Origin of the sequence: Collinsella sp. TF09-1AT (assembly GCF_003436895.1) — a bacterium.
In the GTDB taxonomy this organism is placed as follows: domain Bacteria; phylum Actinomycetota; class Coriobacteriia; order Coriobacteriales; family Coriobacteriaceae; genus Collinsella.
The window spans coordinates 77298-103216 of the sequence record NZ_QSRC01000007.1; the positions used below are offsets into that span (position 1 = coordinate 77298).

Annotated in this window: 20 protein-coding genes, 1 tRNA gene and 1 pseudogene; 21 read left to right on the forward strand and 1 reads right to left on the reverse strand. The window is 60.2% G+C overall.

Going from position 1 to position 25919, the window contains the following annotated elements; translation table 11 throughout:
- The first annotated feature begins 6 nt into the window (after nt 1-6).
- Nucleotides 7-1356 carry a PTS sugar transporter subunit IIC gene (locus tag DXC90_RS07405; protein WP_117735417.1) on the forward strand — a complete coding sequence of 450 codons (1350 nt, stop codon included), beginning with the start codon at nt 7-9 and terminating at the stop codon, nt 1354-1356.
- A gap of 1 nt (nt 1357) precedes the next feature.
- The gene (locus DXC90_RS07410) at nt 1358-2812 is read left to right on the forward strand and encodes a family 1 glycosylhydrolase (protein WP_255413371.1); all 1455 of its coding nucleotides are present in this window, start codon (nt 1358-1360) and stop codon (nt 2810-2812) included.
- 452 nt (nt 2813-3264) lie between these two features.
- On the opposite strand, the gene DXC90_RS09765 is transcribed toward DXC90_RS07410, so the two are convergent.
- Entirely contained in the window at nt 3265-4266 is a 1002-nt protein-coding gene (locus DXC90_RS09765; RefSeq protein WP_233502245.1) for a C39 family peptidase, read from the reverse strand.
- A gap of 355 nt (nt 4267-4621) precedes the next feature.
- Between DXC90_RS09765 and DXC90_RS07420 the strand changes: the two genes are divergently transcribed.
- The 19 genes and pseudogenes from DXC90_RS07420 to DXC90_RS09610 form a co-directional block, all read left to right on the forward strand.
- The gene (locus DXC90_RS07420; protein ID WP_117735418.1) at nt 4622-6073 is read left to right on the forward strand and encodes an APC family permease; all 1452 of its coding nucleotides are present in this window, start codon (nt 4622-4624) and stop codon (nt 6071-6073) included.
- Nucleotides 6074-6204: 131 nt separating this feature from the next.
- On the forward strand, nt 6205-7482 hold the full coding sequence (locus DXC90_RS07425) for an amidohydrolase family protein (protein ID WP_117634436.1): 1278 nt from the start codon (nt 6205-6207) through the stop codon (nt 7480-7482).
- Nucleotides 7483-7594: 112 nt separating this feature from the next.
- A complete protein-coding gene (locus DXC90_RS07430; RefSeq protein WP_233502246.1) occupies nt 7595-8986 on the forward strand; it encodes a sensor histidine kinase in 1392 nt (463 codons plus the stop codon).
- A gap of 39 nt (nt 8987-9025) precedes the next feature.
- Nucleotides 9026-9760: a LytTR family DNA-binding domain-containing protein gene (locus DXC90_RS07435; protein WP_117716143.1), complete on the forward strand. Its 735-nt coding sequence runs from the start codon at nt 9026-9028 to the stop codon at nt 9758-9760.
- 92 nt (nt 9761-9852) lie between these two features.
- Nucleotides 9853-10797 (forward strand): zinc dependent phospholipase C family protein, encoded by a 945-nt coding sequence (locus tag DXC90_RS07440; RefSeq protein ID WP_117735420.1) that lies wholly within the window; start codon nt 9853-9855, stop codon nt 10795-10797.
- 101 nt (nt 10798-10898) lie between these two features.
- Nucleotides 10899-12137 (forward strand): MFS transporter, encoded by a 1239-nt coding sequence (locus DXC90_RS07445; protein WP_117735421.1) that lies wholly within the window; start codon nt 10899-10901, stop codon nt 12135-12137.
- A gap of 192 nt (nt 12138-12329) precedes the next feature.
- Nucleotides 12330-13517, forward strand: a complete 1188-nt coding sequence (locus DXC90_RS07450) for a glycosyltransferase (protein WP_117735422.1) — start codon at nt 12330-12332, stop codon at nt 13515-13517.
- Nucleotides 13514-14857 carry a histidine kinase gene (locus DXC90_RS07455; RefSeq protein ID WP_117735423.1) on the forward strand — a complete coding sequence of 448 codons (1344 nt, stop codon included), beginning with the start codon at nt 13514-13516 and terminating at the stop codon, nt 14855-14857. The genes DXC90_RS07450 and DXC90_RS07455 overlap by 4 nt, the downstream gene beginning before the upstream one ends.
- Before the next feature lie 72 nt (nt 14858-14929).
- Nucleotides 14930-15646: a LytTR family DNA-binding domain-containing protein gene (locus DXC90_RS07460; RefSeq protein WP_006235156.1), complete on the forward strand. Its 717-nt coding sequence runs from the start codon at nt 14930-14932 to the stop codon at nt 15644-15646.
- Between the two features lie 95 nt (nt 15647-15741).
- Entirely contained in the window at nt 15742-16209 is a 468-nt protein-coding gene (locus DXC90_RS07465; protein ID WP_117735424.1) for a YfcE family phosphodiesterase, read from the forward strand.
- A 408-nt stretch (nt 16210-16617) separates the two neighbouring features.
- Nucleotides 16618-16695, forward strand: a tRNA-Asp gene (locus DXC90_RS07470).
- A 359-nt stretch (nt 16696-17054) separates the two neighbouring features.
- Nucleotides 17055-17540, forward strand: coding sequence for an Rrf2 family transcriptional regulator (locus tag DXC90_RS07475; RefSeq protein ID WP_117735425.1), 486 nt, complete (start codon nt 17055-17057; stop codon nt 17538-17540).
- 21 nt (nt 17541-17561) lie between these two features.
- On the forward strand, nt 17562-18467 hold the full coding sequence (locus DXC90_RS07480) for an adenine glycosylase (protein WP_117735426.1): 906 nt from the start codon (nt 17562-17564) through the stop codon (nt 18465-18467).
- 99 nt (nt 18468-18566) lie between these two features.
- Nucleotides 18567-19106: a rubrerythrin gene (rbr, locus tag DXC90_RS07485; protein WP_117735427.1), complete on the forward strand. Its 540-nt coding sequence runs from the start codon at nt 18567-18569 to the stop codon at nt 19104-19106.
- A gap of 686 nt (nt 19107-19792) precedes the next feature.
- On the forward strand, nt 19793-20227 hold the full coding sequence (locus tag DXC90_RS07490; RefSeq protein ID WP_117735428.1) for a hypothetical protein: 435 nt from the start codon (nt 19793-19795) through the stop codon (nt 20225-20227).
- Nucleotides 20228-20351: 124 nt separating this feature from the next.
- Nucleotides 20352-21707 carry a DNA recombination protein RmuC gene (locus DXC90_RS07495; RefSeq protein ID WP_117735429.1) on the forward strand — a complete coding sequence of 452 codons (1356 nt, stop codon included), beginning with the start codon at nt 20352-20354 and terminating at the stop codon, nt 21705-21707.
- Nucleotides 21708-21831: 124 nt separating this feature from the next.
- On the forward strand, nt 21832-23634 hold the full coding sequence (locus tag DXC90_RS07500; protein WP_117735430.1) for an ABC transporter ATP-binding protein: 1803 nt from the start codon (nt 21832-21834) through the stop codon (nt 23632-23634).
- Nucleotides 23635-23697: 63 nt separating this feature from the next.
- Entirely contained in the window at nt 23698-24363 is a 666-nt protein-coding gene (gene nth, locus DXC90_RS07505; RefSeq protein WP_117735431.1) for an endonuclease III, read from the forward strand.
- Nucleotides 24364-24520: 157 nt separating this feature from the next.
- Nucleotides 24521-25919 (forward strand): annotated as a pseudogene (locus DXC90_RS09610) (transcription-repair coupling factor); the annotation flags it as partial.

Below are 25919 nucleotides of genomic sequence, written 5' to 3' on the forward strand. Positions count from 1 at the left end.
GCGACTATGGAAAAGTTCATGACCCTGCTTCAGGAAAAACTGACCCCTATTGCCAATTTCTGCGGCGCCGAGCGCCACTTTGCCTCCATGCAAAAGGGCTTTATGAGCGCGATCAGCTTCATCTTGGTCTCTGCCGTCTTTATGATCATCGCCAACCCGCCGGTCACGGCCGACCTGGTGGCGCGGGGCGGGTTCTGGTCCGTCTTTGGCCCTTGGCTCGATTTTGCCACGGCCAATAAGCTCACGCTGCTCATCCCGTTCAACATGACGATGGGCATACTGTCGGTGATCGTGACGTTCGCAATCGCCTATAACCTGGCGGGCACCTACAAGATGCCCAAGCTTAACGCCGGTATGACCTCGCTGGTGATGTTCCTGATCGCCGCGGCGCCGTCGTCCTACTACCAGCTTGCTGATGAGTCCGTGCTCCAGGCGGTCCCCTGCACCTATCTGGGTGCGCAGGGCCTGTTTACCGCCATCATCGTTGCCCTGGTCTCCGTCGAGGTCACGCGCTTCTGCCAGACCAAGGGCATCACCATCAAGATGCCCGATGGCGTGCCGCCGTTTTTGTCCGAAACCTTTGGCGCCATCGTGCCTATGCTCGCCAACATCCTCATCTTCTTTGGTGGCAACCTGCTGATCCAGATGATCGATCCCACGCTGTCCATCCCCTCGGTTATCGAGAAGCTGCTCGCTGCCCCGCTTTCCGTCGCAGTTGACTCTGTGCCCGGCGCACTGCTTATCTGCTTCATGACGCTGCTGTTTTGGTGCTTTGGCGTCCACGGCAACATGATCGTGATGCCCATCACCGCCCCGGTCACGCTTGCCGCCTTTGCTGCCAACGCCTCGCTCTACGCTGCTGGGCAGCCGCTTGAGTTCCACCCGGTATTCATGTCGATGGTCATCAACCTCATCGGCGGCACGGGCAATACGTTCTCTTTTGTGGCGCTCTGCGCGTTTAGGGCAAAGTCGCAGCAGCTCAAGGCATTTGGCAAGGCATCGATCGTGCCGAGCTTCTTCCGTATCTCCGAGCCCGCGATCTTTGGCGCACCCATCATCTTCAACCCGATCCTCATGGTTCCGTTCGTGCTGGGCGGTATGATTTCGGCCCTGCTGTATTGGGGTGCAATCTCACTGGGTCTTGTCTCTAACTTCTACATCTTGGTGAGCGGCACGTTCCCCATCTTCGTTCAGGGCTTTATCCAGTGCCTCGACCCGCGCATCTGGGTATTTACGATCGTTTTGATCGTGGTCATGGCTGTGGTCTGGTACCCGTTCTTTAAGGTGTACGACAACCTGCTCCTGGCACAGGAGCAGGAGAACGCCGCGGCAGCTTCTGCCAAGGATGCTGAGTAGCATGGGTTACTTTGACAGAACGTCTGCTGCCGGTATGCCCGAGGGCTTTTTGTGGGGCGGCGCGCTCGCTGCCAACCAGGCCGAAGGGGGTTGGAACGAGGGCGGCCGCGGTATGTCGCACTCCGACCTGATTCCACAGGGTCCCGACCGCTGGGATGTGATGTTTGGCAGGCAAAAGCCCGTGGATGATCCGGACAGGCTGTATCCATGCCGTTGGGGCAACGACTTCTTCCATCATTGGCGCGAGGACGTCGAGCTCTTTGCCGAGATGGGCTTTAAGTGCCTGCGTCTTTCAATTTGTTGGAGCCGTATTTTTCCCACAGGGATGGAGGCCGAGCCCAACGGTGAGGGCTTGGAGTTTTACCGTCAGGTATTCGAGGCGCTGCGCGAGCACGGAATCGAGCCGCTCGTGACGCTGTCGCACTACGACTATCCGTTGGCTCTGGTCGAGCGCTATGGTGGCTGGCAAAGCCGAGAGATGATCGAGCGGTATGCGCACTACGTCGAGACCGTCGGACGCGCGTACCAGGGCCTCGTGCGTTATTGGCTTACGTTCAACGAGATCAACAGCGTGGCGCTGTCCTATCTCAACGCGGGTGTCACGCTCGAGGATGAGCGTGACCGTGCAGCCGTGACCGCGGCGTTCTCGCACCATATGTTTATGGCGAGCGCTCGCGCTGTCGAGATTCTGCACAAGATCGATCCCGCAAACAAGGTGGGTTGCATGATCGCTGCCGGTGCGACCTATCCGTACCGTTGTGCGCCCGAGGACGTATGGCTTGCGTATGAGGAGGACCGCGGCCGCTACTTCTACACAGACGTGATGGCTGCGGGCGCCTATCCTGCTTGGAAGCTGCGTGCACTCGAGAAAGAGGGTGTTCACGTGCCCTTTGAGCCGGGCGATACGGAGTATCTGGCAGAGCATACGGTCGACTTCATCTCGTTCTCGTACTATTGCTCGCGCTTGGTGTGCGCCGATGATCAGGTGATCGCCGAGAAGGCGGAGGGCAACGTGTTCCCGACGCTGCGCAATCCGTACCTCAAGGATAAAGAGACTGCCTGGAAATGGCAGATCGATGCGCTGGGTTTGCGCGTGACGCTTGCCGGCTACCACGATCGTTACCATCTTCCGCTCTTTATCGCTGAGAACGGTGTGGGCGGACTCGATGCGCTGGAAGACGGCAAAGTCCACGATGCGTATCATATTGATTACCTGCGCAGGCATATTCTTGCGCTGCGCGATGCAATTGTCGAGGACGGTGTTGACCTGATGGGATACACGCCGTGGGGCTGTATCGATTTGGTGTCGGCCTCGACGGGGCAGATGAAGAAGCGCTATGGCTTTGTTTATGTCGATGCCGATGATACGGGCAAAGGCACGTTCGATCGCTACCGAAAGGACAGCTTCTGCTGGTACCAAAAGGTCATTGCATCAAATGGCGAGGACTTGAGTTAACTCTTGCAGGTCTGTTGCCCCCGCGGTCCGCTTCGGCCGCGGGGCTTTTGCTATTGAGGCGGCTGTTCATGAGGAGCATTGCAGACTGCGGAAACCCGGCACTTGGGGACGTTCCTTTCCTGCCGGCAGCTTGGGACAGTCCTAAAAGGCCGCATCGATCAACTGCGGAAAGCACATCCCAGAATGAGCGTCCAACATGGGGTGCGGTTTCCCTTGAGGCCCTCAATCGGAAAATGCATCCCAGATTTTTGTCGAAAAGCGGTCCCTAGTTTCCCAAACGGGCCGCTAACGGAAAGCGCATCCCGCTATTGGGCCCCAAAGCAGGATGCGCTTTCCGTGCCGGCAGTTCCAAGCAGTTCGGGATGGCCCTTTTTGTCTGCTCTCGGCCGGCGTCCGTAAGACTGTCCCCAACGACCACTCGTTTAAGTCTGTCCCCAATGAGTGCCCAATGACTAGTAGTAGGCCCACATGGCTTCGACTTCGTTGAGGACCTCTACGACGCCCCAGCGACGGGCGCTGCGGCTGGCCGAGTTGGGGTCGTAGACGCCAATCTGATTGGCATCGTCGATGCCGTAGAGCACGATGTAGTGGCCTACGTTGGTAAACGTACCGGGGTGCACTGCGGCGATAACGGGCGCACCCGAGCGAAGTGCTTGGGTAATCGATTCACGATCGTTATAGAGCTGTGTTCCGTTGAGTCCCAGCTGCCACGCACCGCCTGTCATAAACGACCACTCGGTGGCACCAGTGGGGGCGTAGTTGCCGGCTTCGGCCAGCGCGCATATATCGACCGGCGTCTTATCGGTGTGGCCGGTCTTAAAGATATAGACCATGGCGAGGCAAGTGGGACCGCAAGCGTTTTCGCGGATAGTGCCACCGGCATAGGACAGCTCCGACCATGCGGGGTCAATTTGGTAGATGTGGGGCATGGTACCGGCCTGCCATTGCGAGCGTGGGGTCGAGAACGCAAAGGAGTAACCGGGCGCGACGGGAGCTTTAAGCAGCTTGTCCTCGGCAGTGGGCTCAAGACCGGCTGATCCGTGGGAGATACAGGATCCCAAAAACACAAAGACGAGGCAGGCGGCGATGGAGCAAAGCGCAAGGCGTAGGCGGCGGGCCGGAAGCACGTGGCTTGTGGTATGCGACGCGGGGTGAGGGGCGGAATTGCCGCGATCGCGTTGAGGTCGCGAAAAGGAGCGTTTAACGTAGTAGTCGGTCTTACGGCGATCGTAGCGGCGCGGCTGCGATATGTCGGTCTGGCGTTGGCGTGTGCTCGTACTCACGCGGTCTGACTGCTGCACGGTACGGCTTTGTTGCCGAGAAGAAGCCCCGGGCTGCTCTTGGGGGCGCTGCTGGTTGCCGTTGTCGGAGGTGCTTCTGGGCGTTGGCGTGGTGCGGCCGGCAAGGCGCACGCTTTGTGGCCGTTGGTCGCCGTCATTGTATCCGTATACCATTCGAATCACCTTGCCTCGTGTGTAACTTGTCTATCCTACATAAAAAGATGCACGACACATGGGTATGTGCGCCAAAAGCCTGACAAATGGTATGAACGTTGCCGCGCCGCGCGCCAAGCGTCACGGCAACAGGTATCCAAAAGCAGACAAGATGAAAGCGTCCAGGACGAATGACGTCTCCCGCCGTTCGTCCCAAAAACGGCGCCGCTCGTTTTGCAGTTCTGCCTTCGGTCGAGCCATAAGCGGCAGCGTGGCGCCGAGGCCGTATCTTAAAGCCACGAAATAAAAGCGCGCGGTCGAACAGGCCGCGCAAGGGGTGACGCCAGGGGGCGTCAAAAAGGAAAGGAGGGGAACAATGGCGGACAAGAACGCAGAAGTTGCAGTCGAGGACAACGGCGGCATGAAGAAAACGCTTTCGCTCTGGAACTTCTTCACCATCGGTTTCGGTGCCATCATCGGTACCGGTTGGGTTCTGCAGGTCGGCGACTGGATGGTCGTGGGCGGCGGTCCCGTTCCCGCTATGATTGCATTCCTCTTGGGCGCAATCTTCCTCGTGCCCGTCGGAGCTGTTTTCGGTGAGCTCACGGCTGCTATCCCCATTTCGGGCGGCATCGTCGAGTATGTCGATCGTAGCTTTGGCCGTACGATGAGCTACATCACCGGCTGGCTCCTGGCCCTGGGCAACGGCATCCTGTGCCCGTGGGAGGCCATCGCCATCTCGACCCTCGTGTCCGAGATGTTCGGCAGCCTGCCCGGCCTTGAGTGGCTGCGCGCCGTCAAGCTCTACACCATCCTGGGCGCCGACGTTTACCTGTTCCCGACGCTGATCGCGCTCGGCTTTGCAACCTACGTCATCTTCCTCAACTTCCGCGGTGCCAGCTCGGCCGCCAAGCTGCAGGCCTTCCTGACCAAGGCCCTGCTCTGCGGCATGCTACTCGCCATGGGCGTCTCGCTGTTCACCGGCTCGCCGGACAACGCCATGCCCGTGTTCTCCCAGGTCACCGGTGCTGGCGGCGGCAAGCCCGCTACCGAGGGCACCAGCCTGTTCGCAGGCATCGTTTCGGTCCTGGTTCTGACCCCGTTCTTCTACGCCGGCTTCGACACCATTCCTCAGCAGGCTGAGGAAGCAGCCGAGGGCCTCAACTGGAACAAGTTCGGCAAGATCATCTCCTTGGCCCTGCTGGCCGCCGGCGGCTTCTACATGGTCTGCATCTACTCGTTCGGCACCATCCTCGACTGGCATGAGTTTGTTAAGAGCCCGGTTCCCGCGCTTGCCTGCCTCAAGGGCATCAACATGCTCCTGTACCTGGCCATGCTCGTCATCGCCACGCTTGGACCCATGGGCCCGATGAACTCCTTCTACGGCGCCACGAGCCGCATCATGCTCGCCATGGGCCGCAAGGGCCAGCTGCCCGAGAAGTTCGCCGAGGTCGATCCCAAGTCCGGCGCTCCCAAGCTCGCCTGCGTCGTTCTGGGCGTCATCACCGTCGTCGGTCCGTTCCTGGGCAAGAACATGCTCATCCCTCTGACCAACGTGTCGGCTCTCGCCTTCATCTTCTCCTGCGGCATGGTCGCCCTCGCTTGCCTGCGCATGCGCTTCACCGAGCCCGACCTGCCTCGTCCCTACGAGGTGCCCGGCGGCAAGTTTGGCATCAGCCTCGCTATCGTTGCCTGCGGCACCATCATTGGCCTGCTCGTGATCCCGTTCTCTCCCGCCTCCCTCAACATGGTGGAGTGGAGCATCGTGATCGGCTGGCTGGCTGTTGGCCTGGCCCTCATGGCCTTCACCAATTCCCGCAAAAAATAACGCCTAGCCGGGACGGATCGGGTGCGCGGGGCCTTCTCTCCCGCGCACCGAACCCGGCACCACTTGGGTAGTTTTGTGAGGCCTTAACCCAACGCGGCCTCGCCCACTATATGGATCCATAAGGAGGAACCATGTCCACTAAGTATGCAATCGTTGGCGGCAAGCTCATCGACGGTACCGGTGCCGAGCCGGTCGAGAACTCCCTCGTTCTCGTCGACGACAATGGCAAGATCGAGTACGCCGGTGTCATGCAGGACCTTCCCGAGGGCGTTGAGGTTATCGACGCCGCCGGCAAGACCGTCCTTCCCGGCCTGATCGACACCCACCTGCACTTCTCGGGCAACCTGACCGACGATGACACCGACTGGGTCATGCAGCCGCTCCTCGAGAAGCAGGCCGTCGCCGTCAAGCAGGCCTACGACTGCCTCACCCACGGTCTCACCACCGTCTGCGAGATCGGCCGCTTTGGTATCCAGATCCGTGACTGCATCGACAAGGGCGTCTTCAAGGGCCCGCGCGTTCTGGCAACCGGCCTTGGCTTCTGCCGCGTTGCCGGCCACGGCGACTCCCACCACTGCAGCCAGGAGCTCAACAAGGAATCGCACCCCTGGGGCGATCAGGTCGACGGTCCTTGGGATCTGCGTAAGGCCGTCCGCCGTCGCCTGCGCGAGAACCCCGATGCCATCAAGATCTGGGCTACCGGTGGCGGCATCTGGCGCTGGGACTCCGGCCGCGACCAGCACTACTGCTCCGAGGAGATTCAGGCCGTGGTCGAAGAGGCCAAGATGGTCGGCATCCCCGTGTGGAGCCACTGCTACAACAACCACGCCGCTGCCTACGATTCCGTCCGCTTTGGCTGCGAGCAGCTGATCCACGGCTTCGATATCGATGAGCGCACCATGGACCTCATGGCCGAGCAGGGCACCTTCTTCACCCCGACGATCGCCTTCCTGCCCACTTGGTACGCCACCTATCCGCCCGTCTACGTCCCCGAGCTGCACGACAAGTACGAGGGCACCCTGGTCGAGAAGGAACTGCAGCGCAACTACGACTGCCTGCGCGAGGCCAAGAAGCGCGGCGTCGTCATGACGATCGGCTCCGACTCCTTCTCCTTCGTCACCCCGTACGGCACCTGCTCCATTGAGGAGATGTACGAGTTCGTCGACAAGATCGGCTTCACCCCGGTCGAGACCATCACCTGTGCCACCCTCAACGGTGCCAAGATGTGCCACATCGAGGACGAGACCGGTTCCATCGAGGCCGGCAAGTGCGCCGACCTGCTGGTCGTCAATGGTGACGTCGCCGCCGACATCCACGTGCTCAACACCGACAACATGGACGTCATCATGAAGGACGGCTGGATTGTCGAGGCCGGCACCTTCGGCGAGGCAAACAAGTACAGCGCCTAAGCTACCGTTCATCGATGGCTGGATGTAAAACACAGTATTTGATTGCATAATGCAATGGAGAGGGTCGCTTGCGGCCCTCTTTATTGCTATGGGGTGCGTCAGTAAGAAGGGGATGACGGTGGATCTCAATAGGCTGATTCTGGGTAAGAGCTACAACTCTACCAAGGTCTTTCGTACGGCCCAGCATGTGGTTCAGGCCATCTTGCTCGGTTTTGTCGTTCCGGCGCTTATCCTGTTGCTTATCTGGGATTTGACTGATAATCCCAACCCCGTCCCGGGCGTTGTCGTCATTGCCGGCTTGGTCATGCTGTGCTTCTTCTTTTCATATGTCTTTGTGGTCCCCGACGACCTCACGTCGAGCGCTACCGACCGTACGCTCGCCATCGCATCAAAAATATTCGCCTACACGTCGCGCGGCCTTACGCCCGAAGCGGCCCTGGGCGCCTCCAAAATCATCCTTTCCGAGACCATTGCTTCGGCCATCTGCTTTACCGACGGCAAGCAGGTGCTGGCGAGCTGGGGCGAGGACTCGGCAAAATGCCCCGCGGGCACTCCGGTTGTGCTGCGGACTACGCTCAACGTAATCAACAGCGGTGAGCAAAGCGTGTTTTCGCGCGATGCCTCGACCGAGACGGGTGGCTACTTTCCGCGCCTGCGCGCCGGTATCGTCGCACCGCTCACCGTGCGCGGGCATTGCGTGGGCACGCTCGAGCTGTATTATCCCCGTCTGAGCAGCATCGATATGCGCCAAACGGCGCTTGCCTCGGGCTTTGCCGACCTCATTTCCACGCAGCTTGCGAGCTTTGAGCTCGAGCGCCAGGACGAGCTTACAGCTCGCGTGGAGCTGCGCGCCTTGCAATCGCAGGTCGATCCTCATTTTCTGTTTAACACCATCAGCACCATCGTGTCGCTAGTGCGTACCGAGCCGGACAAGGCCAGATCGCTGCTCATCGACTTTTCCAATTACTACCGTCAGACACTGTCCGATTCCGATACCCTCACAACGCTCGAGCACGAGGTGGAACAGGGCACTCGCTATATCAATCTTATGCAGGCTCGTTATGGCGACGGCCGTCTGCGCGTCTCGGTCGATATCGACTTTGAGGTGCGCGATTGCATGGTGCCGCCGTTTATCTTGCAGCCGTTGCTCGAAAACTGCATCAAGCACGCGCAGCGCGAGACCGAGCCGCTTTCTATTCATGTTAGGGCTTTCGAGACCGATGACGGCTTGGAGATCATTGTCGAGGACGATGGCATCGGCATGAGCAAAGAAGTCTGCGCGCACCTGTTTGAGCAGCATCGCCGAGAGGAGCCCGAGAGCATTACCGCCGACGGCTCCGTCAAGCGAGGTTGCGGCTTGGCGCTCTTCAACGTGCTTCAGCGCATCCATTTCTTTTACGGAGAAGATTCCGGCATGCGCGTGAAGTCCCAGGAGGGTGTGGGAACGCAGGTCATCGTCGAGCTGAACGGCGAGCCGCATGAGCCGGCGCCGATGAAGGTGTAGCGCGCGGTTGGATTGAGAGAAAAAAGAGGGGAAGCGCATATGTCCGAGGGATGGAACATCTTGGTGGTTGATGACGAGCCTCCTATTAGGGCTGAGCTACGTTATCTGCTGGAAAAGGATGCACGTGTGGGACAGATTGCCGAGGCGGGCAATGTCACCGAGGCCGTGGAGTCGATTCTGTCGAACAAGCCCGACGTGCTGTTTTTGGATATCACGATGCCCGGCCGCTCGGGAATCGAGCTTGCCGAGACGCTGCAGAACCTAAAAACGCCGCCGGTCGTGGTGTTTGTGACGGCATTTGCCGAGTATGCGGCCGATGCCTATAACCTCGATGCCATTGATTACGTCGTCAAGCCGGTCGAGGATGCCCGCCTGTCAAAGGCGCTCGATAAGATCGAGGCCGCCCTGGGCGTTCGTCGTGTCGTCCATGCTCCGCGCCAGCCCTTGCGCCTGACGGTGGATCGCGGGGGCAAAAAGGTGTTCATCCCCGTGGCGGATGTCTGCTACTTTGAGGCGCGTGCCGATTTTTGCAACGCCGTCTGCGCCGAGGGAACATATCTGATCAATGAGTCGATCTCTTCGCTCGAACGTCGCTTGGGCTCCGAGGGCTTTATTCGCGTTCATCGCAGCTATCTGGTCAATTTGGAAGACGTGCACAATGTTGAGATTGGTTCCACGGGGTTGATGGAGCTCAGGCTCGACCGCGTGAGCTCGACGGTGCCGGTGTCCCGTCGTCGTGCCGCCGAGGTCAAGTCGCACCTGGGGCTTGCGTAAGAGGCTTGCGTGCCGTCGTTTACCATCGCAGGTTTGGTATGGGCGCGCGGTGGGCATAATGGGTGGCATCGAATGAAATCGAAAGGATCATTATGCCCGCGCTTATCACCCATCATCTGTTTGGCGAGGAAAGCATCGACCGTCTTCCGCAGGGCGTCATCACGTCCGATGAAGAGCGCATTGCCTTTATCTTGGGCAACCAAGGCCCCGACCCGTTTTTCTTTCACATTCTGACACCGCGTGTTTCCGACTGCACGCTGCTGGCGCAGGTCATGCATCGGTCGCGCATGTCGCGTCAGTTCTCGTGTCTGCGCGATGGCGTGTCGCACCTGCTGCCGCGCGATGCCAACCTGGGCCGTGCGTTTGCGCTGGGCCTGCTGTCTCATTACGTGCTCGACCGCAACGCCCATCCCTTTGTCTATGAGCAACAGTTTGGCATCGTGGAGTCCGATTCAGAGCTTGAGGATTCGAGCAGTCAGGTCCATGCCGTGATCGAGAGCGACCTGGATGTACTGATGCTGCAGCTCAAGCGCGATGGGGCAACGGTCGAGGATTATCCGCCGGCGGGCGAGATCGTTACCACCGATCGCATCAATCGCGTTGCCGGTGTGCTGATGAGCTATGTTGCCGGATGCGTGTACGGCATCGATATCCCGGTGGGGGAGTACGGTGCTGCCGTAGCCAATATGCAGCGACTTTACCGCGCGATTGAGCCGGCCGGCTCCGTAAAGACGCGCGCGATCTCGCTGGTTGAGGGCTTGGTGCACGATTATTCGCTGCTCGACGGCCTTGCGCACCGCGTGACGACCGGGCTGCCCGAGCGTACCGGCAACCTGGGCCACTTGGCATGGAAGAACCCCTTTACCGATGAAGTCTCGACCGAGAGCTTCCCCGAGGTCTTTGACCGCGCGCTGTTCGATTACGAGTGCACGGTTGCCCGCTTTATCGAGACCGGCGATATGGAAGCCGTGACCAACCATGTCAATTACAGCGGTCGCGTGCTCGGCGCCGACGAGGAGTTCGACCGCGAGGAGTAGGGCTCGTGCGTGCCCCTTTGCCGAATCCTTACCGGCGCTTCTGGACAATTGGGGTACGATGAACTAACTGCATATCGGGCGAATACGAAGGGTCCCTGTCCATGAAATACACCAAGCTCGAGCGTAACTGGGTCATGTACGATGTGGGAAACTCGGCCCTCGTACTGCTCAATACCTCGGTGGTGCCCATCTACTTTAACGCCATCAATACCGGTGCTTCCTCGGCAGACCTGGTGGTCGCTTGGGGCAACGCTCAGACGATTGCCTCGCTGGTCATTGCCATGCTCATGCCCATTCTGGGCGCGCTTGCCGATTACGCCGGCAACAAGATCAAGTTCTTCTTGGGCTTCTTCCTGACGGGTCTCGTGCTTTGCTTTGCACAGGCTATCCCGATGTCCGCCATGGCGTTTTTGACCGTCTATGTGCTGTGCACCATCGGCCTCAACTCGTCTATGACGTTCTACGACGCCATGTTGCCCGATGTCACCACCGATGAGCGCATGGACGCCGTGTCGAGTTCGGGCTTCGCTTGGGGTTACATCGGTTCCACCGTGCCGTTCATCATCTGCCTGGCGCTCATTATGGGCGGTCCGGCCCTTGGCGTCCCCACCATGTTGGCCACGCGCCTGTCGTTTATTATCACCGGCGCCTGGTGGCTCATCTTTACCTTGCCGCTCATCCGCACCTATAAGCAAAAATACGGTCGCGAGCGCAAGCCCGAAGACACCATCGGCCACATTGTGGGCGGCGTGTTCTCCGAGGTCGGACACACCATGCGCGAGATCGCCCACAACAAGACCGTGCTGGTCTACATGATCGCGTTCTTCTTCTATATCGATGGCGTGCACACGGTCATCTCCATGGCAACCAGCTACGGATCGGCCTTGGGCATCGATTCGACCCAGTTGGTCCTGGCGCTGCTCGTCACGCAGTTTGTGGCTTTCCCGTCCGCCATCATCTACGGCAAGCTCGCCGGCCGCGTGGGCACGCTCAACATGATCTTGGTGGCAGTCGCCGCCTATATGGGCATCGTGCTTTTTGCCGCGTTCTTCCTCAAGACCGCCTTTGAGTTTTGGGTGCTTGCCATTTTGGTCGGCCTGTTCCAGGGCGGCGTGCAGGCGCTCAGCCGCAGCTACTTTGGCCGCATTATTCCCAAGGAAAAGTCCAACGAGTACTACGGCTTCTTTGATATCTTTGGCCGCTATGCAAGTGTTATGGGCACCTTCTTGGTGTCGGTCGTCACCTCGCTGACCGGCAACCCCTCGCTGGGCGTCCTGTCTATCGGCGTGCTGCTGGTGGTGGGCTTTGCGCTGCTGGTCCGTCTGTCCCGCATGTCTTAAACGGCAGAGCAGGCCGCATAGGAACTTGCCGGTAATTGCGTCCGCCGCGATACTCTTTTGGGGCTATCCGCAATAAACATTCTGACTTTCGAACAATGATTAGCCCAAGTGGGTATGATGGAGTCAGCTAGGTCGCGGGGCGTCGCCTGTGTTTGGCGGCGTCCCGTTTTTGTGTTGCAGGGAGGGTAAGGCATGAACGCCACGGTCGTGATTCCAACGTATTGGGCGGGCGATGACGCTCGCGCAAACGCCCCTGGCACCTATGACCATTCGACACGACTCAACGCCGACAATCCCGAACTCGACCGCTGCCTGGCCTCGCTTGAACAGGTGCGCGACATCCCGCGCATCATCCTTTTGGTGGTCTGTCCCGTTTCTGCCACAGCCGATGTGTCGCTGCGCGTGCACGAGATTGTCGACGCGCATCCCACGCTCAAGGTCACCGTTGTCACCAACACCCAGGCCTCGCGCATCGCAGACCGGGTTGCTCAGATCGCGCCCAAGGGTTCGGGCGAGTGCGTGAGTCTGCGAGGCTACGGCGCCATCCGCAACATGGGGCTGGCCTGTGCCGCTGTGCTGGGGCATGACGCGGTTATCTTTTTGGATGACGATGAGACTGTCATCGATGCTGACTTTATGAAGCGCGCGACCTACGCGCTGGGTCAGCAGACGCGTCAGGGCCTGCCGATCTTGGTCAAGAGCGGCTATTTCTACGATCGCGACGGATCGCCGCTGGCTCCCACGGACAAGGCGGGCATCTGCCATCGTTGGTGGACCAAGCGCATCGAGTTCAACCGTTGGATGAAAAAGGCGCTCTCGGGCACCCGCATCTCGCGCTCCAACTACGTGTGCGGCGGCCTGATGGCCCTGCACGCCCGCGCCTTTACGCGTGTGGCCTTTGACCCGTTTATCACCCGCGGCGAGGACTTGGATTACCTCTTTAACATGCGCATGTTTGGCTACGACGTGTGGTTCGATAACGAGTGGACCGTGCGTCATCTGCCTCCAGAGTCCGAAAAGCGCTCGCCGCGCTTTATGCAGGATGTATACCGTTGGTACTACGAACGGGCCAAGTTGACATTTGCCGCGCATCAAAAGGAGCTCATTCCCGTTACGGCGGCATCGCTCATGCCCTACCCGGGCCCGTGGATTTCGCGCGAGCTCGACGACCGCGTGCGCAAGACCGCCATGGTCCGCAGCATGTTTACCCGCGAGCACGAGGGCTACCTTCGCATTTGGCGTCACGGTATTGACGAGGCAAAGACCTACGCGCGCCAAAACGCCGCAAGCTACCTGCGTTTCCAGAGCTTTTGGCCCAAGATCATGGACGGGCTTTGGCGTGACGCACAACTGATCAGTATCCTGGAGGGGGCCGAATGATCGACCGCCGCGCCCAGCGCGATAGTTCATTATCAATCTTTCGCATCATTGCCGTTGCCTGCGCCATTTGCGTGCTGATGTACTTTATTTTTGCCCTGGTGACCGGCATCGAGCCGATCGCCACGGTGATTGCCTGCGCGCTGCTGTGCATCTTTCTGTGCATCTTTATCTTTTTGACGCTCAATCCCGATTCGGTGCGCTCGCAGTACACCGAAGAGACGCTCTCGGTGGCCTCGGCCATGCTCGAGGACATTAAGGGCGGTCTGACGCAGGAGTCGGCGCGTTTGGTGTGCCAGCGCATTTTGCCCGAGACGCGCGCCATGACGGTGGCCATCACCGACGAGGAAAACGTGCTTGCCTGCGCGGGCGAGTTTGAAGAAAAACTATTGCCAGATTCTCCCATCCACACGCTTGCAACGCGCTACGTTATCGAACATGGCATCGTGCAGTCGTTCAACCGTATGGTGGATGTCGTGGGTTCGGACGGCTCGCACAACCAAGTCCCCGCCGGCATTATCGCTCCCATCAAGGTGGGCGATCGTACCGTCGGCACGCTCAAGTTCTACTACAAGACCCCGCGCGCCGTCGACCGTACTCAGTACGCGCTTGCCTCGGGCTTTGCCGAGATCTTGTCCACGCAGCTCGCCATCCACGAGCTCGAGGTGCAAAAGGAACTCACGGCGCGCGCCGAGGTGCGTGCGCTGCAGGCACAGATTAACCCGCACTTCCTGTTCAACACGCTGAACACCATTGCATCGTTTACGCGCACCGACCCGTTGCGGGCCCGCGAACTGCTTCGTGAGTTCTCATCGTTCTATCGCGCCACGCTCGACAACTCGGGATCGCTTATTCCGGTCTCGCGCGAGGTCGCACAGACCAAGCGCTACCTTACCTTTGAGAAGGCCCGCTTTGGCGAGGACCGCGTGCTTGCAACGTTCGATGTGTCCGAGGACGTGGAAGATACGCTGGTGCCGGCGTTCGTGATTCAGCCGATTGTCGAGAACGCCGTGCGTCATGGTATGGGCGATGACGGCGCCCTGAGGATCGACGTGACCGTTCACCAAGACGGCGAGGATGCAATCTTGATTGCCGTTGCTGATAACGGCGTGGGCATGGATGAGGGTACCGCCGCCAGACTGTTTGACGAGCGCTCTGCCCGTCCCGACGCCAGCTCTCCCCAGGGCGGCGGCGCCGGTGTGGCCATGCACAATATTTCGGAGCGCATCCATCGCTTTTATGGGCCACACTCCTATACGCGTGTCGAATCGGCGCCGGGCAAGGGCACCAAAGTGCTTCTTCATCTTGATTTGTCAGAGAGCATCTTTGACATTCAAGAGTAAAATAAAAGGCTACGGGCTCAACGTCATGCGACGGATGCCCGGCGTAGTTAGTTGACGAAAGGTTTTATCCCTATGCTGCGTGCGATGATTGTGGATGATGAGGCGCCGGCTCGCTCGGAGCTTCGCTTCTTGCTCGAGCAAACGGGCAAGATCGGCACGATCACGGAGGCGTCGAGCGTCCGCTCCGCCATCGAGATGCTTATGGAAAGTCGCGTGGATGTCGTGTTTCTCGATATCTCGATGCCCGGTGCCTCGGGCCTGCAGCTTGCCGAGGCGCTGCATAAGCTCAAAAATCCGCCGGCGATCGTGTTTGTGACTGCGTATAGCGACCATGCGGTCGAGGCATTCGACGTGGATGCTGTCGATTATCTGATGAAGCCGGTCGAGGAAGCTCGCTTGGATCGCGCGATCGAGAAGGTCATGCAACGCGCTAAGCCGGTTACGGACAGCAAGGTGACCATCGAGCGTATCCCGGTGGAAAAGGGCGGCCGCAAGGTGCTCATTCCCGTGGACGACATTCGCTTTATCATGGCCAAGGACGATTACTCCTGCATCTATACCGTCGATGATCGCTTTTTGTCGACGACCTCGCTGGCGCAGTTTGAGGCCAAGCTCTGCGACTTTGGCTTCTTCCGTGTTCACCGCCGCTATATCGTCAACTTGGCGTGCGTTACCGACGTTGAGACGGTGCCCTCGGGCGCCATCCAGCTGGGCATTACGGGCGTCGACGAACGCGTGCCGGTTTCGCGCCGCCGCGTCGTGCCGCTCAAGAAGGCTCTGAGTCTCTAGCGCACTGGCCCCGCGGCCCTGTGGACCTATCGTCTGCGGAGCCGTGGGGCCTTTTTGTATGTATCTGCCAAATCGTTTTTTGCGGAAGGGATCCCATGAACAGTGCAAGCGCCAAGCGTATCGACATCATCTCGGACACCCACGGCTATCTTTCGCCCGCGCTCTTAGACGAGCTTAAAGGTGCGGATTTGATTATCCATGCCGGCGACCTTACGTCGGAGATGGACTACGAGCATCTATGCACCATCGCCCCTGTGCGGGCCGTACTGGGCAACAACGATTATTACCGCGACTACGGCCCCGATGTGGATCGCCTGGCGCTCTTTACCTACGAAGGCCTCAAATTCGCTGTAGCCCACTACCGCGAAGACCTCCCGGTGGGATCCGTAGACGTAGCCATCAACGGCCACACCCACGTAACCAAAGAAGCCCAAGTGGGCCGTTGCTTGGTCCTCAACCCGGGCAGCGCCAGCTACCCCAGAGGCACCCGAGGCCCCACCATGGCCAGAATGCTCGTCAACGACGGCCAAATCATAAGCACCAAGTTTATTGACCTAGAGTAACCGCAACAAAAACGGGGGATGCAGATCGCATCTCCCGTTTTTTATGAGCCAAAGGTCAAAGTTCAACAAGATCCATCAGACCAACCCCGCCGAGGAGCACGCGGGCTAGCCGCGCAGCGGCGCACGCCCGCAAAACTGGTTGAATAATGTGACGGCAGGGAGGGTCTCCGGGGCTGAGGGCGGGGGTTAAGTTTGTCGCGAGTTCCGCACGCAAAGGAAAGCACTTAATGTGCTTTCCGTCTTGCGCAGGACTGTAGAGCAGCAAACTTAACCCCCGCCCTCAGCCCCGGAGACCCTCCCGGAGGGACCGAAAAATTTTTTCAAAAAAGTTATTGCGTGCCGGACAGACTTCTGTGTATACTAATCCCCGCAGCGCACGCGAGCGGAAACAAACGCGAACGCCTGCCTGGGGAGTTAGCTCAGTTTGGTTAGAGCGCCGGCCTGTCACGTCGGAGGTCGCGGGTTCGAGCCCCGTACTTCCCGCCAACGCAATTAAAGCCACGTCTTCGGACGTGGCTTTTTGCGTTTAATGCACTTTGTTTCGATAGAACGATCGCCCTAGCGCATCTTCGCCCAGAATCCCCGCGCCTTCGGGAACGCAAGTAAAATCCAATAAGTATATCTGTCTAAACAGCAGCTTTGTTGCGCAACACCTGTTCAACGAGACAGGGGGTTAGGTTATACTAAATTGCACTGTAGGCCGCATCTGATGCATTTCGCTCCAAGCGCGGCACTCAGTGGATATCCTATTTATCATTTGGATGTCCTAGCGGTCATTTAGCGTCTCGACACAAGCTCGGCCCCGGAGCTCGTTCGAGCTGTTCGTATTCCTTGAAAGGGGAAAAATGGACATATCGAGGAAGACTGATTACGCCCTTCGTATGCTGGCGATGCTTGCCGAGGACCCGGAGCGTTTGCTTTCTGTTCGCACCGCTGCCGAAGAGGTCAATGTCCCGTATTCGTTTGCCCGTTCGATCCAACACGGTTTGGTCCAGGCCGGTATTGTGGAGAGCCTGCGTGGCGTCCACGGTGGAATGCGTCTCAAGGTCAGTCCGGACGATGTCACCATCCGCCAGGTCGTCGAGGCTGTTCAGGGCCCTATGGTTATGAACGATTGCACCGCGCCCGATGGTGACTGTGCGCGCATGGGCACGTGCTGCTATCATCCCCTGTGGGCCGGAGCCCAGGCGTTGATGCGCGACTACCTCGATTCCGTTTCGCTCGGCGACATCGTCGCCCATCGCCAGTTCCCGGCTGTCGATCCCAAGTTCGCCGATCGCGATGCGTTTCCCGAGTACGCCACCTGTGCGTGCGCCTGCCGGGAGGAATAGCGCCGCATAAGGAGCATTGCCATGATTCAGGACCCCTTTCGTTCGATGATTCGTTCGGAAGGGGTCCTGCGTTATCGCGACCTTCCGTGGCGCCGCACGCGCGACCCATATATCATCTGGCTCTCCGAGGTCATGCTGCAGCAGACACAGGTTCCGCGCGTGGAGACGCGCATGCCGGCGTGGCTCGATCGTTTTCCGACCGTCCAGGCGCTCGCTCAGGCCGCGCCTTCCGATGTTTTAGATGCTTGGCAGGGCATGGGCTACAACCGACGCGCTCTGGCGCTCCACAAGGCCGCTCAGCGCGTTGCAGAGGACTGGGATGGGGAGTTTCCGCGTGAGACGCGCGACTTGGTCGCTCTGCCTGGTATTGGCCCGGCAACGGCGCAGGGTATCCGGTCGTTTGCGTTTGATCTTCCGGGTGTGTATCTGGAGACCAACGTGCGCACGGTCTTTCTGCATCATTTCTTTCCCGATGTGCCCGCCGTTCCCGATCGCGAACTGGTGCCGCTGATTCAGGCGGCCTGTCCGGCGGCCCCCGGTGCGGCGCCCGACGAGATCGCTCCCTTTGCCGTGCCGCTCGATGATGCCGACACGCCGCGCGCGTGGTATTACGCGTTGCTAGATTACGGCGTATATCTAAAAAAGACGTTGCCCAATCCGTCCAGGCGCTCGGCGGGCTATAGCCGTCAATCAAAGTTTGAGGGCTCGCGTCGCCAAAAGCGCGCGCATATCGTGCGCATGTTGCTGGCAGCGCGCGATGGCCAGCCGGCGGGGATTACGCTCGATGAGGCCGTCGCAGGCGTTGACGAGATGGAGGCGGCGGCCGGTCGAGCGCCGGTCGAGTGTGAGCTGGTCGCGAGTATTCTGGCCGATCTGGAGCGCGAGGGCTTTTGCCGCTCCGAGGACGATCGTTGGCTGAGTGTGTAGCCCGCTCGAATTTTTAAGGTTTAGATTTTCGGCAGGGGGTACCATAAAATAAGGCCGCTCAAAGCCTATGGGCGGCATGTATTGAAGGGAAGTACACCTATGGATTTTGAGAGCTCTCAAACCAAGAAGAACCTCGAGACCGCTTTTGCCGGTGAGTCTCAGGCGCACACCAAGTATCGCTACTATGCATCCAAGGCAAAAAAGGACGGCTACGTTCAGATCTCGAATATCTTTGCCGAGACGGCGGGCAACGAGTCCGAGCACGCCAAGCTGTGGTTTAAGTACCTGCACGATGGCGCCGTTCCCAGCACTCTGGATAACCTGCGCGATGCCGCCGCGGGAGAGAACTACGAGTGGACCGAGATGTACGACGAGTTTGCCAAGACCGCCGAGGAGGAGGGCTTTGCCGAGATTGCCGCGAAGTTCCGTGGCGTCGCTGCTGTCGAGAAGGCTCACGAGGAGCGCTACAACAAGCTCGTCGAGCGCATTGAGTCGGGCGAGGTGTTTGAGCGCGAGGGCGTAAAGGTGTGGAAGTGCCTGAACTGCGGACACCTGCATGTTGGTGCCGAGGCGCCCGAGGTGTGCCCGGTGTGCAACCACCCGAAGGCGTACTTTGAGGAGCAGGTGGTGAACTACTAGCGCGTGGCGCTGGCTGCTGCGGGGCGCGGGGCGGGGAGATACCTTTCCCTCTCGCTCACGGCTTCGCAGAGTCGCGCGAGGGAAAGGTATCTCCCCGCCCCGCGCCCCGGCGTTGGGTCGTCGCGTGCTCGCTACAGAAAAGCTGATATTAAAGTTTGTGTGCCGCCCCCTATGGGGCGGCACGTTTTGTGTGGGGGTGGACAGTTAGTTCAGATTCGTATTTTCCAATCGCTCGATGGCTGTCTTTTGGGTCCTTGGAGGTCTGTTGGGCGTCATTTGGATGCCTGTTACGCCTGACTTTGGGTCTTTGATGTCCGTTATGGGGGACTAAAATGCGGCAAACGGAGCGTGTCGGCCCTTCTGTGGGGGGGGTCTGATTTATACATATCTGAACTAACTGTCCAGGCTGTTTCGCTTGGGGCTGTCACGTTTTACTTGAGGTCCCGGTCTCCACAATTTTCGTCAAGCTTTTGGTTAGATTTTGGTCAGCTGGCGTAAGGGTGGAAGGCCAAAAGATTGCTGGCGAAAAAAGCTCAGAGAAAGTGCTGGTAGGGGAGTTGTTGAGCTTTTCGACAGCTTTTGAGCAAAAGAAACTTTGTGGCTATTGCCGGCGATTGCGTTGCCGTGGTCATGGCGGTGCGGGATGCTGGCCGTAAGCGTCGAATGCCCCGATTTTGGAGGCCAACATGGATCTGTTTCTTGAGACTCCGCAGCAACAAGCTGAGCGCATGCTGCGTCAGCAGCAACGACTCATGGAGATGCAAATGCAAGGGGTTGCCAACCAGGCGCCTGTGCAAAACGTCGTGCCCGCTGCTGTACCTGCAGCTGTGCCCGGGTGTGAATCGGCGCCAGAGGCCTATTCCGTACAGCAAGATTCATATGCGCAGGAGCTCGCGTTCGACAAACGCCGCGCGCGCCGCCGCCGTTTGGGCCAGCGCCTGCGCACATTGGCGATGATCGTGCTCATCCCGTTGGGGCTTGCGGCCATCTTTCTGGCGTCGTATGCCCTCACGTGCATCCTCAACGGCGCATCGCCCAACGAGGTGCTTCAACATCTAGCGGCACTGGGCCAGCGCCTAGGTGACGTCATAACAACCATCCGCGCCGGCTGGGAGAGCTAGCGTTTTAGCGCCCGCGGCTCTAAGAGAAATTTGTCTGCAAGGCAGTGAGTGATCCGTGTGTATGGCGGGGTAAGATTGATCGCGGTTTTGATTGGTGCTCGATTGGGTTTGTTGGGCGGAGTTTATGTCTGCTATTGATATTGTGCTTGTTGTGATCGCCTTGGTGGCGGTGGGGGTTGCTGTGGCTTGCGCCATCCAGCTCAAGAGCCTGCGTGCCGAGTTGCGGGAGCGTGGCGACAGTAGCGCGGAAACGCTGGCAGCACTCGAGCAGGCCAACAACGCGTTCGATGCCCTGAACGTCGCGCTGGCTGAAACCCGCCGCACGGCCAATGCCATCGCGCAGCAGCAGACGACCGATGCGGCCGTGGAGCAGCAACGTTACCTGGCCATCGCACGCGAGTTCTCGCAAGCTGGTGACCGTATGGATGACCTGCGCCGCGAGACGACCCAACAGCTCGGCGCCAACCGCGAGGGCATCGAGCAGCGCCTGGACAAGGTGCGCGAGACGGTCGATGCCCAGCTGGGCGCCATCCGCAAGGACAACAACGTGCAGCTCGATCAGATGCGCGCGACGGTGGACGAGAAGCTCTCCCGCACGCTCAACGACCGTCTGTCGGCATCGTTTAAGCAGGTGAGCGACCAGCTCGAGGCCGTGTATAAGGGCCTGGGCGATATGCAATCTATCGCCACCGGCGTGGGCGACCTTAAACGCGTGCTGGGCAATGTGAAGGCGCGCGGTATTTTGGGCGAGGTGCAGCTGGGCGCGATCCTGTCGGACATCCTTACGCCCGACCAGTATCTGGAAAACGTCGCCACCAAGCCCGGCGCCTCGGAGCGCGTTGAGTTTGCCGTCAAGCTGCCGGTGGACGAGGGAGACCCCGTGCTGCTGCCAATCGACTCCAAATTCCCGGGCGATGCGTATGAGCATCTGCTCGATGCCCAGGAGTCGGGCGACGCGGAGGCCGTCGCCGCCGCGCGCAAGACGCTCGACACCATGGTCAAGCGCGAGGCTAAAGACATTTGCGAAAAGTACCTGAGTGTGCCGGCAACGACCAACTTTGGCATCATGTTCGTGCCGTTTGAGGGACTGTACGCCGAGATCGTCAGCCGCCCCGGGCTTATCGAGACCCTGGGCCGCGACTATCACGTCAACGTAGCCGGTCCCAGCACCATGGCCGCCATCCTCAACAGCCTGCAGATGAGCTACCAGACGTTTAAGTTGCAAAAACGCACCGACGACGTGCTGCGTGTGCTTTCCGCCGTCAAGGCCGAGCTGCCGCGCTATCAGGCGGCGCTGCGCCGCGCCCAGCAGCAGATCGAGACCGCGGGCAAGACGGTCGAGGGCATCATCACCACGCGCACCAACGTTATGGAGCGCAAGCTCAAGGATATCGACGCGCTGGAAGATGCCGAGGAGGCCGACGAGGTCTTGGGGCTCACGTCTGCGGGCCTGCTTGCAGGGCAAGAAGACGAGGACTAGCCGCACCTGACGGCGGGGCGTCTGCGCAGGCGCGGGGCGCAGCGCTTCTCGCATCGCACTTGCCTAAAGCGCACTTTAATGTGCAACAATGGTGTTTCGCCCTATCAGATGCGAAAGGAAGCCCATGTCTCAGAGAAGCACCAGTCCGCTCAAACGCTCAACCGTGCGTCGCACGCTGCAGCGTTTTTGGGACGTCACGCGCACACAGCCGCTGATCGTCTTTCTCTCGGTGTTCTCGTCGGCGGGCTACATCTTTTTGCTGACGTTTGCCAATACCTATGTGATGGCCCTCATTGTCGACCGCGTTCAAGCCGGTCCCGTGGCGGGTGACCAGGTGTTTGAGGTCTTCGGCCCCTATATCCTGGCGCTCGTACTCGTTAACCTGGTGGGTCAGATCCTCTCCAAGCTACAGGACTACACCGTCTACAAGCTCGAAATCGCAGGCAACTATCACCTGGCGCGTCTGTGCTTCGACACGCTCTCCAACCAATCCATGACATTTCACACCAGCCGTTTTGGCGGATCGCTCGTTAGCCAGACGAGCCGTTTTATGAGCGGCTATACGGGACTGGTGGACGTGACGGTGTATTCGCTCATTCCCACCATCACCTCGGTCGTCTGCACGGTGGCGGCACTCGCCCCGGTGGTGCCCACATTTACTGTGATCCTGGTGGGCATCATGGTCGTCTACATTGCGTTTGTCTGGCTTATGTACAAGCGCATCATGCCGCTTTCGGCCGCGACGTCCGCCGCGCAAAACAAGCTCTCGGGCGTGCTGTCCGACGCGGTCACGAACATCCTGGCCGTCAAGACCTGCGGGCGCGAGGACTTTGAGCACGATCTGTTCGATGCCGCCGACCGCGCCGCGCGCGATGCTGAGACGGTATCGATGCACGCCATGATGCAGCGCAACTTTACGACCTCGGGCCTTATCGTCATCACCATGGCCGTGGTGAGCGTGTTTGTGGCGGGCGGCAACGCGTGGTTTGGCATCTCGGCCGGCGCGCTCGTCATGATCTTTACCTATACGTACAACCTCACCATGCGTCTGAACTACGTGAGCTCCATGATGCAGCGTATCAACCGCGCGCTGGGTGACGCTGCCGAGATGACGCGCGTGCTGGACGAGCCACGTTTGGTGGCAGACGACCCGGACGCCCCTGAGCTCAAAGTGACCGAGGGCGCGATTGATTTTGAGCACCTGAGCTTTGCGTACCGTGACGCTGCGGCGGGTGAGAGCGTGTTCGATGACCTGACGCTTCATGTGGCGGCGGGCCAGCGCGTGGGCCTGGTGGGCAAATCGGGCTCGGGTAAGACGACGCTCACCAAGCTGCTGCTGCGCCTGGACGATGTTCAGGGCGGCCGCGTACTCGTGGACGGTCAGGATGTCTCGCGCTGCACGCAGCAGAGCCTGCGCCGCCAGGTTGCCTACGTTCCGCAGGAGGCGCTGCTGTTCCACCGCTCCATTCGCGAGAATATCGCCTACGGCCGCCCCGACGCCACCGACGAGCAAATTCGTGAGGCGGCGCGCCTGGCCAATGCCCTGGAGTTTATCGACCGCCTGCCCCGTGGCTTTGACACCATGGTGGGCGAGCGCGGCGTCAAGCTCTCGGGCGGCCAGCGTCAGCGCGTGGCTATCGCCCGCGCCATCCTAACCGACGCGCCGATTCTGGTGCTCGATGAGGCGACCTCTGCCCTCGACAGCGAGTCCGAGGCTCTGGTGCAGGAGGCGCTCGAAAATCTGATGCGTGGACGTACCTCCATTGTGGTGGCGCACCGCCTGTCCACCGTGGCGGCGCTCGACCGCATCGTGGTGCTGGCCGACGGCGAGATCGTCGAGGACGGCACGCATGCGCAGCTTGTCGAGGCGGGCGGCGAGTATGCAAGCCTGTGGAGCCGCCAGACCGGCGCATTTTTGGAAGCGTAACGATCCTATACGTGGGACAATTGTGCTCATAAGTTTATTGTGCCGTTGAGCCGAGGAGTCGTTATGCCACGCGAGACCAATGCCGCCAAGCGCGAGCGCGCCATCGAGGTGTGTGAGCGCCTCAACCGTCGCTATGGCCCGGTCGAGTGCTTTTTGGACCACGAGAATCCCTTCCGCCTGCTGATCGCGGTGCTGCTTTCGGCGCAAACGACCGATATGCAGGTCAACAAGGTGACGCCGCGGCTGTTTGCCCAGTGGCCCACGCCCGAGGCCATGGCCGGGGCGAGCGTGGCTGACGTGGCGGACACCATCAAGTCACTCGGCTTCTACAAGAGCAAAGCCAAGCATGCCGTCGAGGCCGCGCAGATGATCGTCGCCGACTATGGCGGCGAGGTGCCGGCCGACATGAAAGAGCTCGTTAAGCTGCCGGGCGTGGGGCGCAAGACGGCGAACATCGTGCTCAACGTGGGGTTTGGCATTGTCGAGGGCATTGCGGTCGATACGCACGTCAACCGCATCGCGCATCGCCTAATGCTGAGTCCCAAGACGCATGCCAAGGAGCCGCTCAAGACCGAGCAGGATCTGCTCAAGATTCTGCCGCACGAGTATTGGGAGTCGGTCAACCATCAGTGGATCACCTTTGGTCGCGAGATCTGCGACGCCCGCAAACCCAAGTGTGACGAGTGCCCGCTGGCAGATTTGTGCCCCAGCGTGCGCGTAGCGGGGTAGGGCGGAACGCATCTTCGTCTGGCGTTTTTTGCGGGGCTAGGTTTGCCCTTGAGCTGGAGTCCTCTCCATGCGCTACCATGACAGACAATGTATTTGACGTACGACCTGCCGAGCTTGCCCCGGCGGGCTTTTGGCGTTGCAATGCCGGAGGAACAGCATGCTCATTCACCGTATAGCCGCGCAGCTCTACACTGCCGAGGCACTGCAGACCGTCGAGGCCGGGCTCGATGCCGGCGAGGACGTGACGCTGGCCGTGTCGCAGTCGGGTCGCACGCTTATGGCGGCAGCCCAGTTTGCGCGTCGCCCGCGCCCCACGGTCTACATTGTGAGTGGCGAGGATGCGGCCGATCGCGCTGCACGCAGTCTGGCCGCCTATGTGGGCCTGGCGCACGTGTGCCGCTTTCCCGAGCGCAAGGACTACCCTTGGCGCGAGCAGGCGCCCGACGACGCCGTGGTGGCCCAGCGCTGCGAGGCGCTCGGGCGCATCGTGCGCGGGGACAACTGCATCATGGTCGCCTCGGCCCGCGCACTGCTGCGTTGCGTGCCGCCGGTCGAGAGCCGCTATTGGGAGTCCACTACTTTTACGGTGGGCGAGGAGATTCCCTTCGACGAGGTGCCGCAGCGCCTGGTTGGCATGGGCTACACCAATGCCGGTGCCGCCGATGCGCCCGGTCTGTTTCGCGTGCACGGCGACACCGTCGAGGTGTTTCCCGCGCAGGAGAAGGCACCCGTGCGCATTGAGTTCTTTGGCGACGAGATCGACCGCATCCGTCGCATGGTGAGTTCCACGGGCCAAACCATCGGCAACGAGGACAGCATTGAGATCTTCCCCTGCCGCGAGCTGGCGCTCACCGACGAGGCCGTCCACAACATGCATGTGGCGCTCTACCGCGCCAGCCAGGACGACAGCAAGCTGGCGGCGCTGCTCGAGATGGTGGACGCGCGCATCGTCACGCCCGAGCTCGACCGCTTTTTGCCGGTGATGTACGGCCAGACCGTGAGCCCGTTGGCGCACGTGAGCGGCAAGGCACTTGTGGTCCTGTCCGAGCCGCGCTCGCTGTTCGACGACTGCCTACGTGCCTACGAGGATATCGAAGCCCGTGCCGACGAGGCGGGGATTGACCGTCTGGACGGCCTGTACGTGCGTGCCCAGCAGCTCGACTTTGGTGCTCAGCAGCGTCTGAACTACGTGAGCCTGATTCGTGCCGGCGGCGCGGTTACGGCCGAGCTCAAGATTGAGCAGCCGGCCATTGCGGGCTCGGACAATCGATTTATGACGCGCATTCAGGAGGTTGTGGGCAAGCGCTACGCTTGCGTGTTTGCCATTCCCGACCGCGGTGCGCGCGAGTCGATGGAGCTCACCTTTGGCGATGCGGGCATTACCTTTGAGGAGTCGCTGACTGCCGCCCCCGAAAACGCCGGCGTTATCGGCGACCGTGTACGTGTGGCGGCGGCGGATTCTGCCGACCGCGCCGCCCGCCAGGGGGCCCATGCCTCGATTCGCGAGCGCCATGCCGACGCGCTCAACGCCCGCCCGCTCGAGGCGGGCGCGGCCC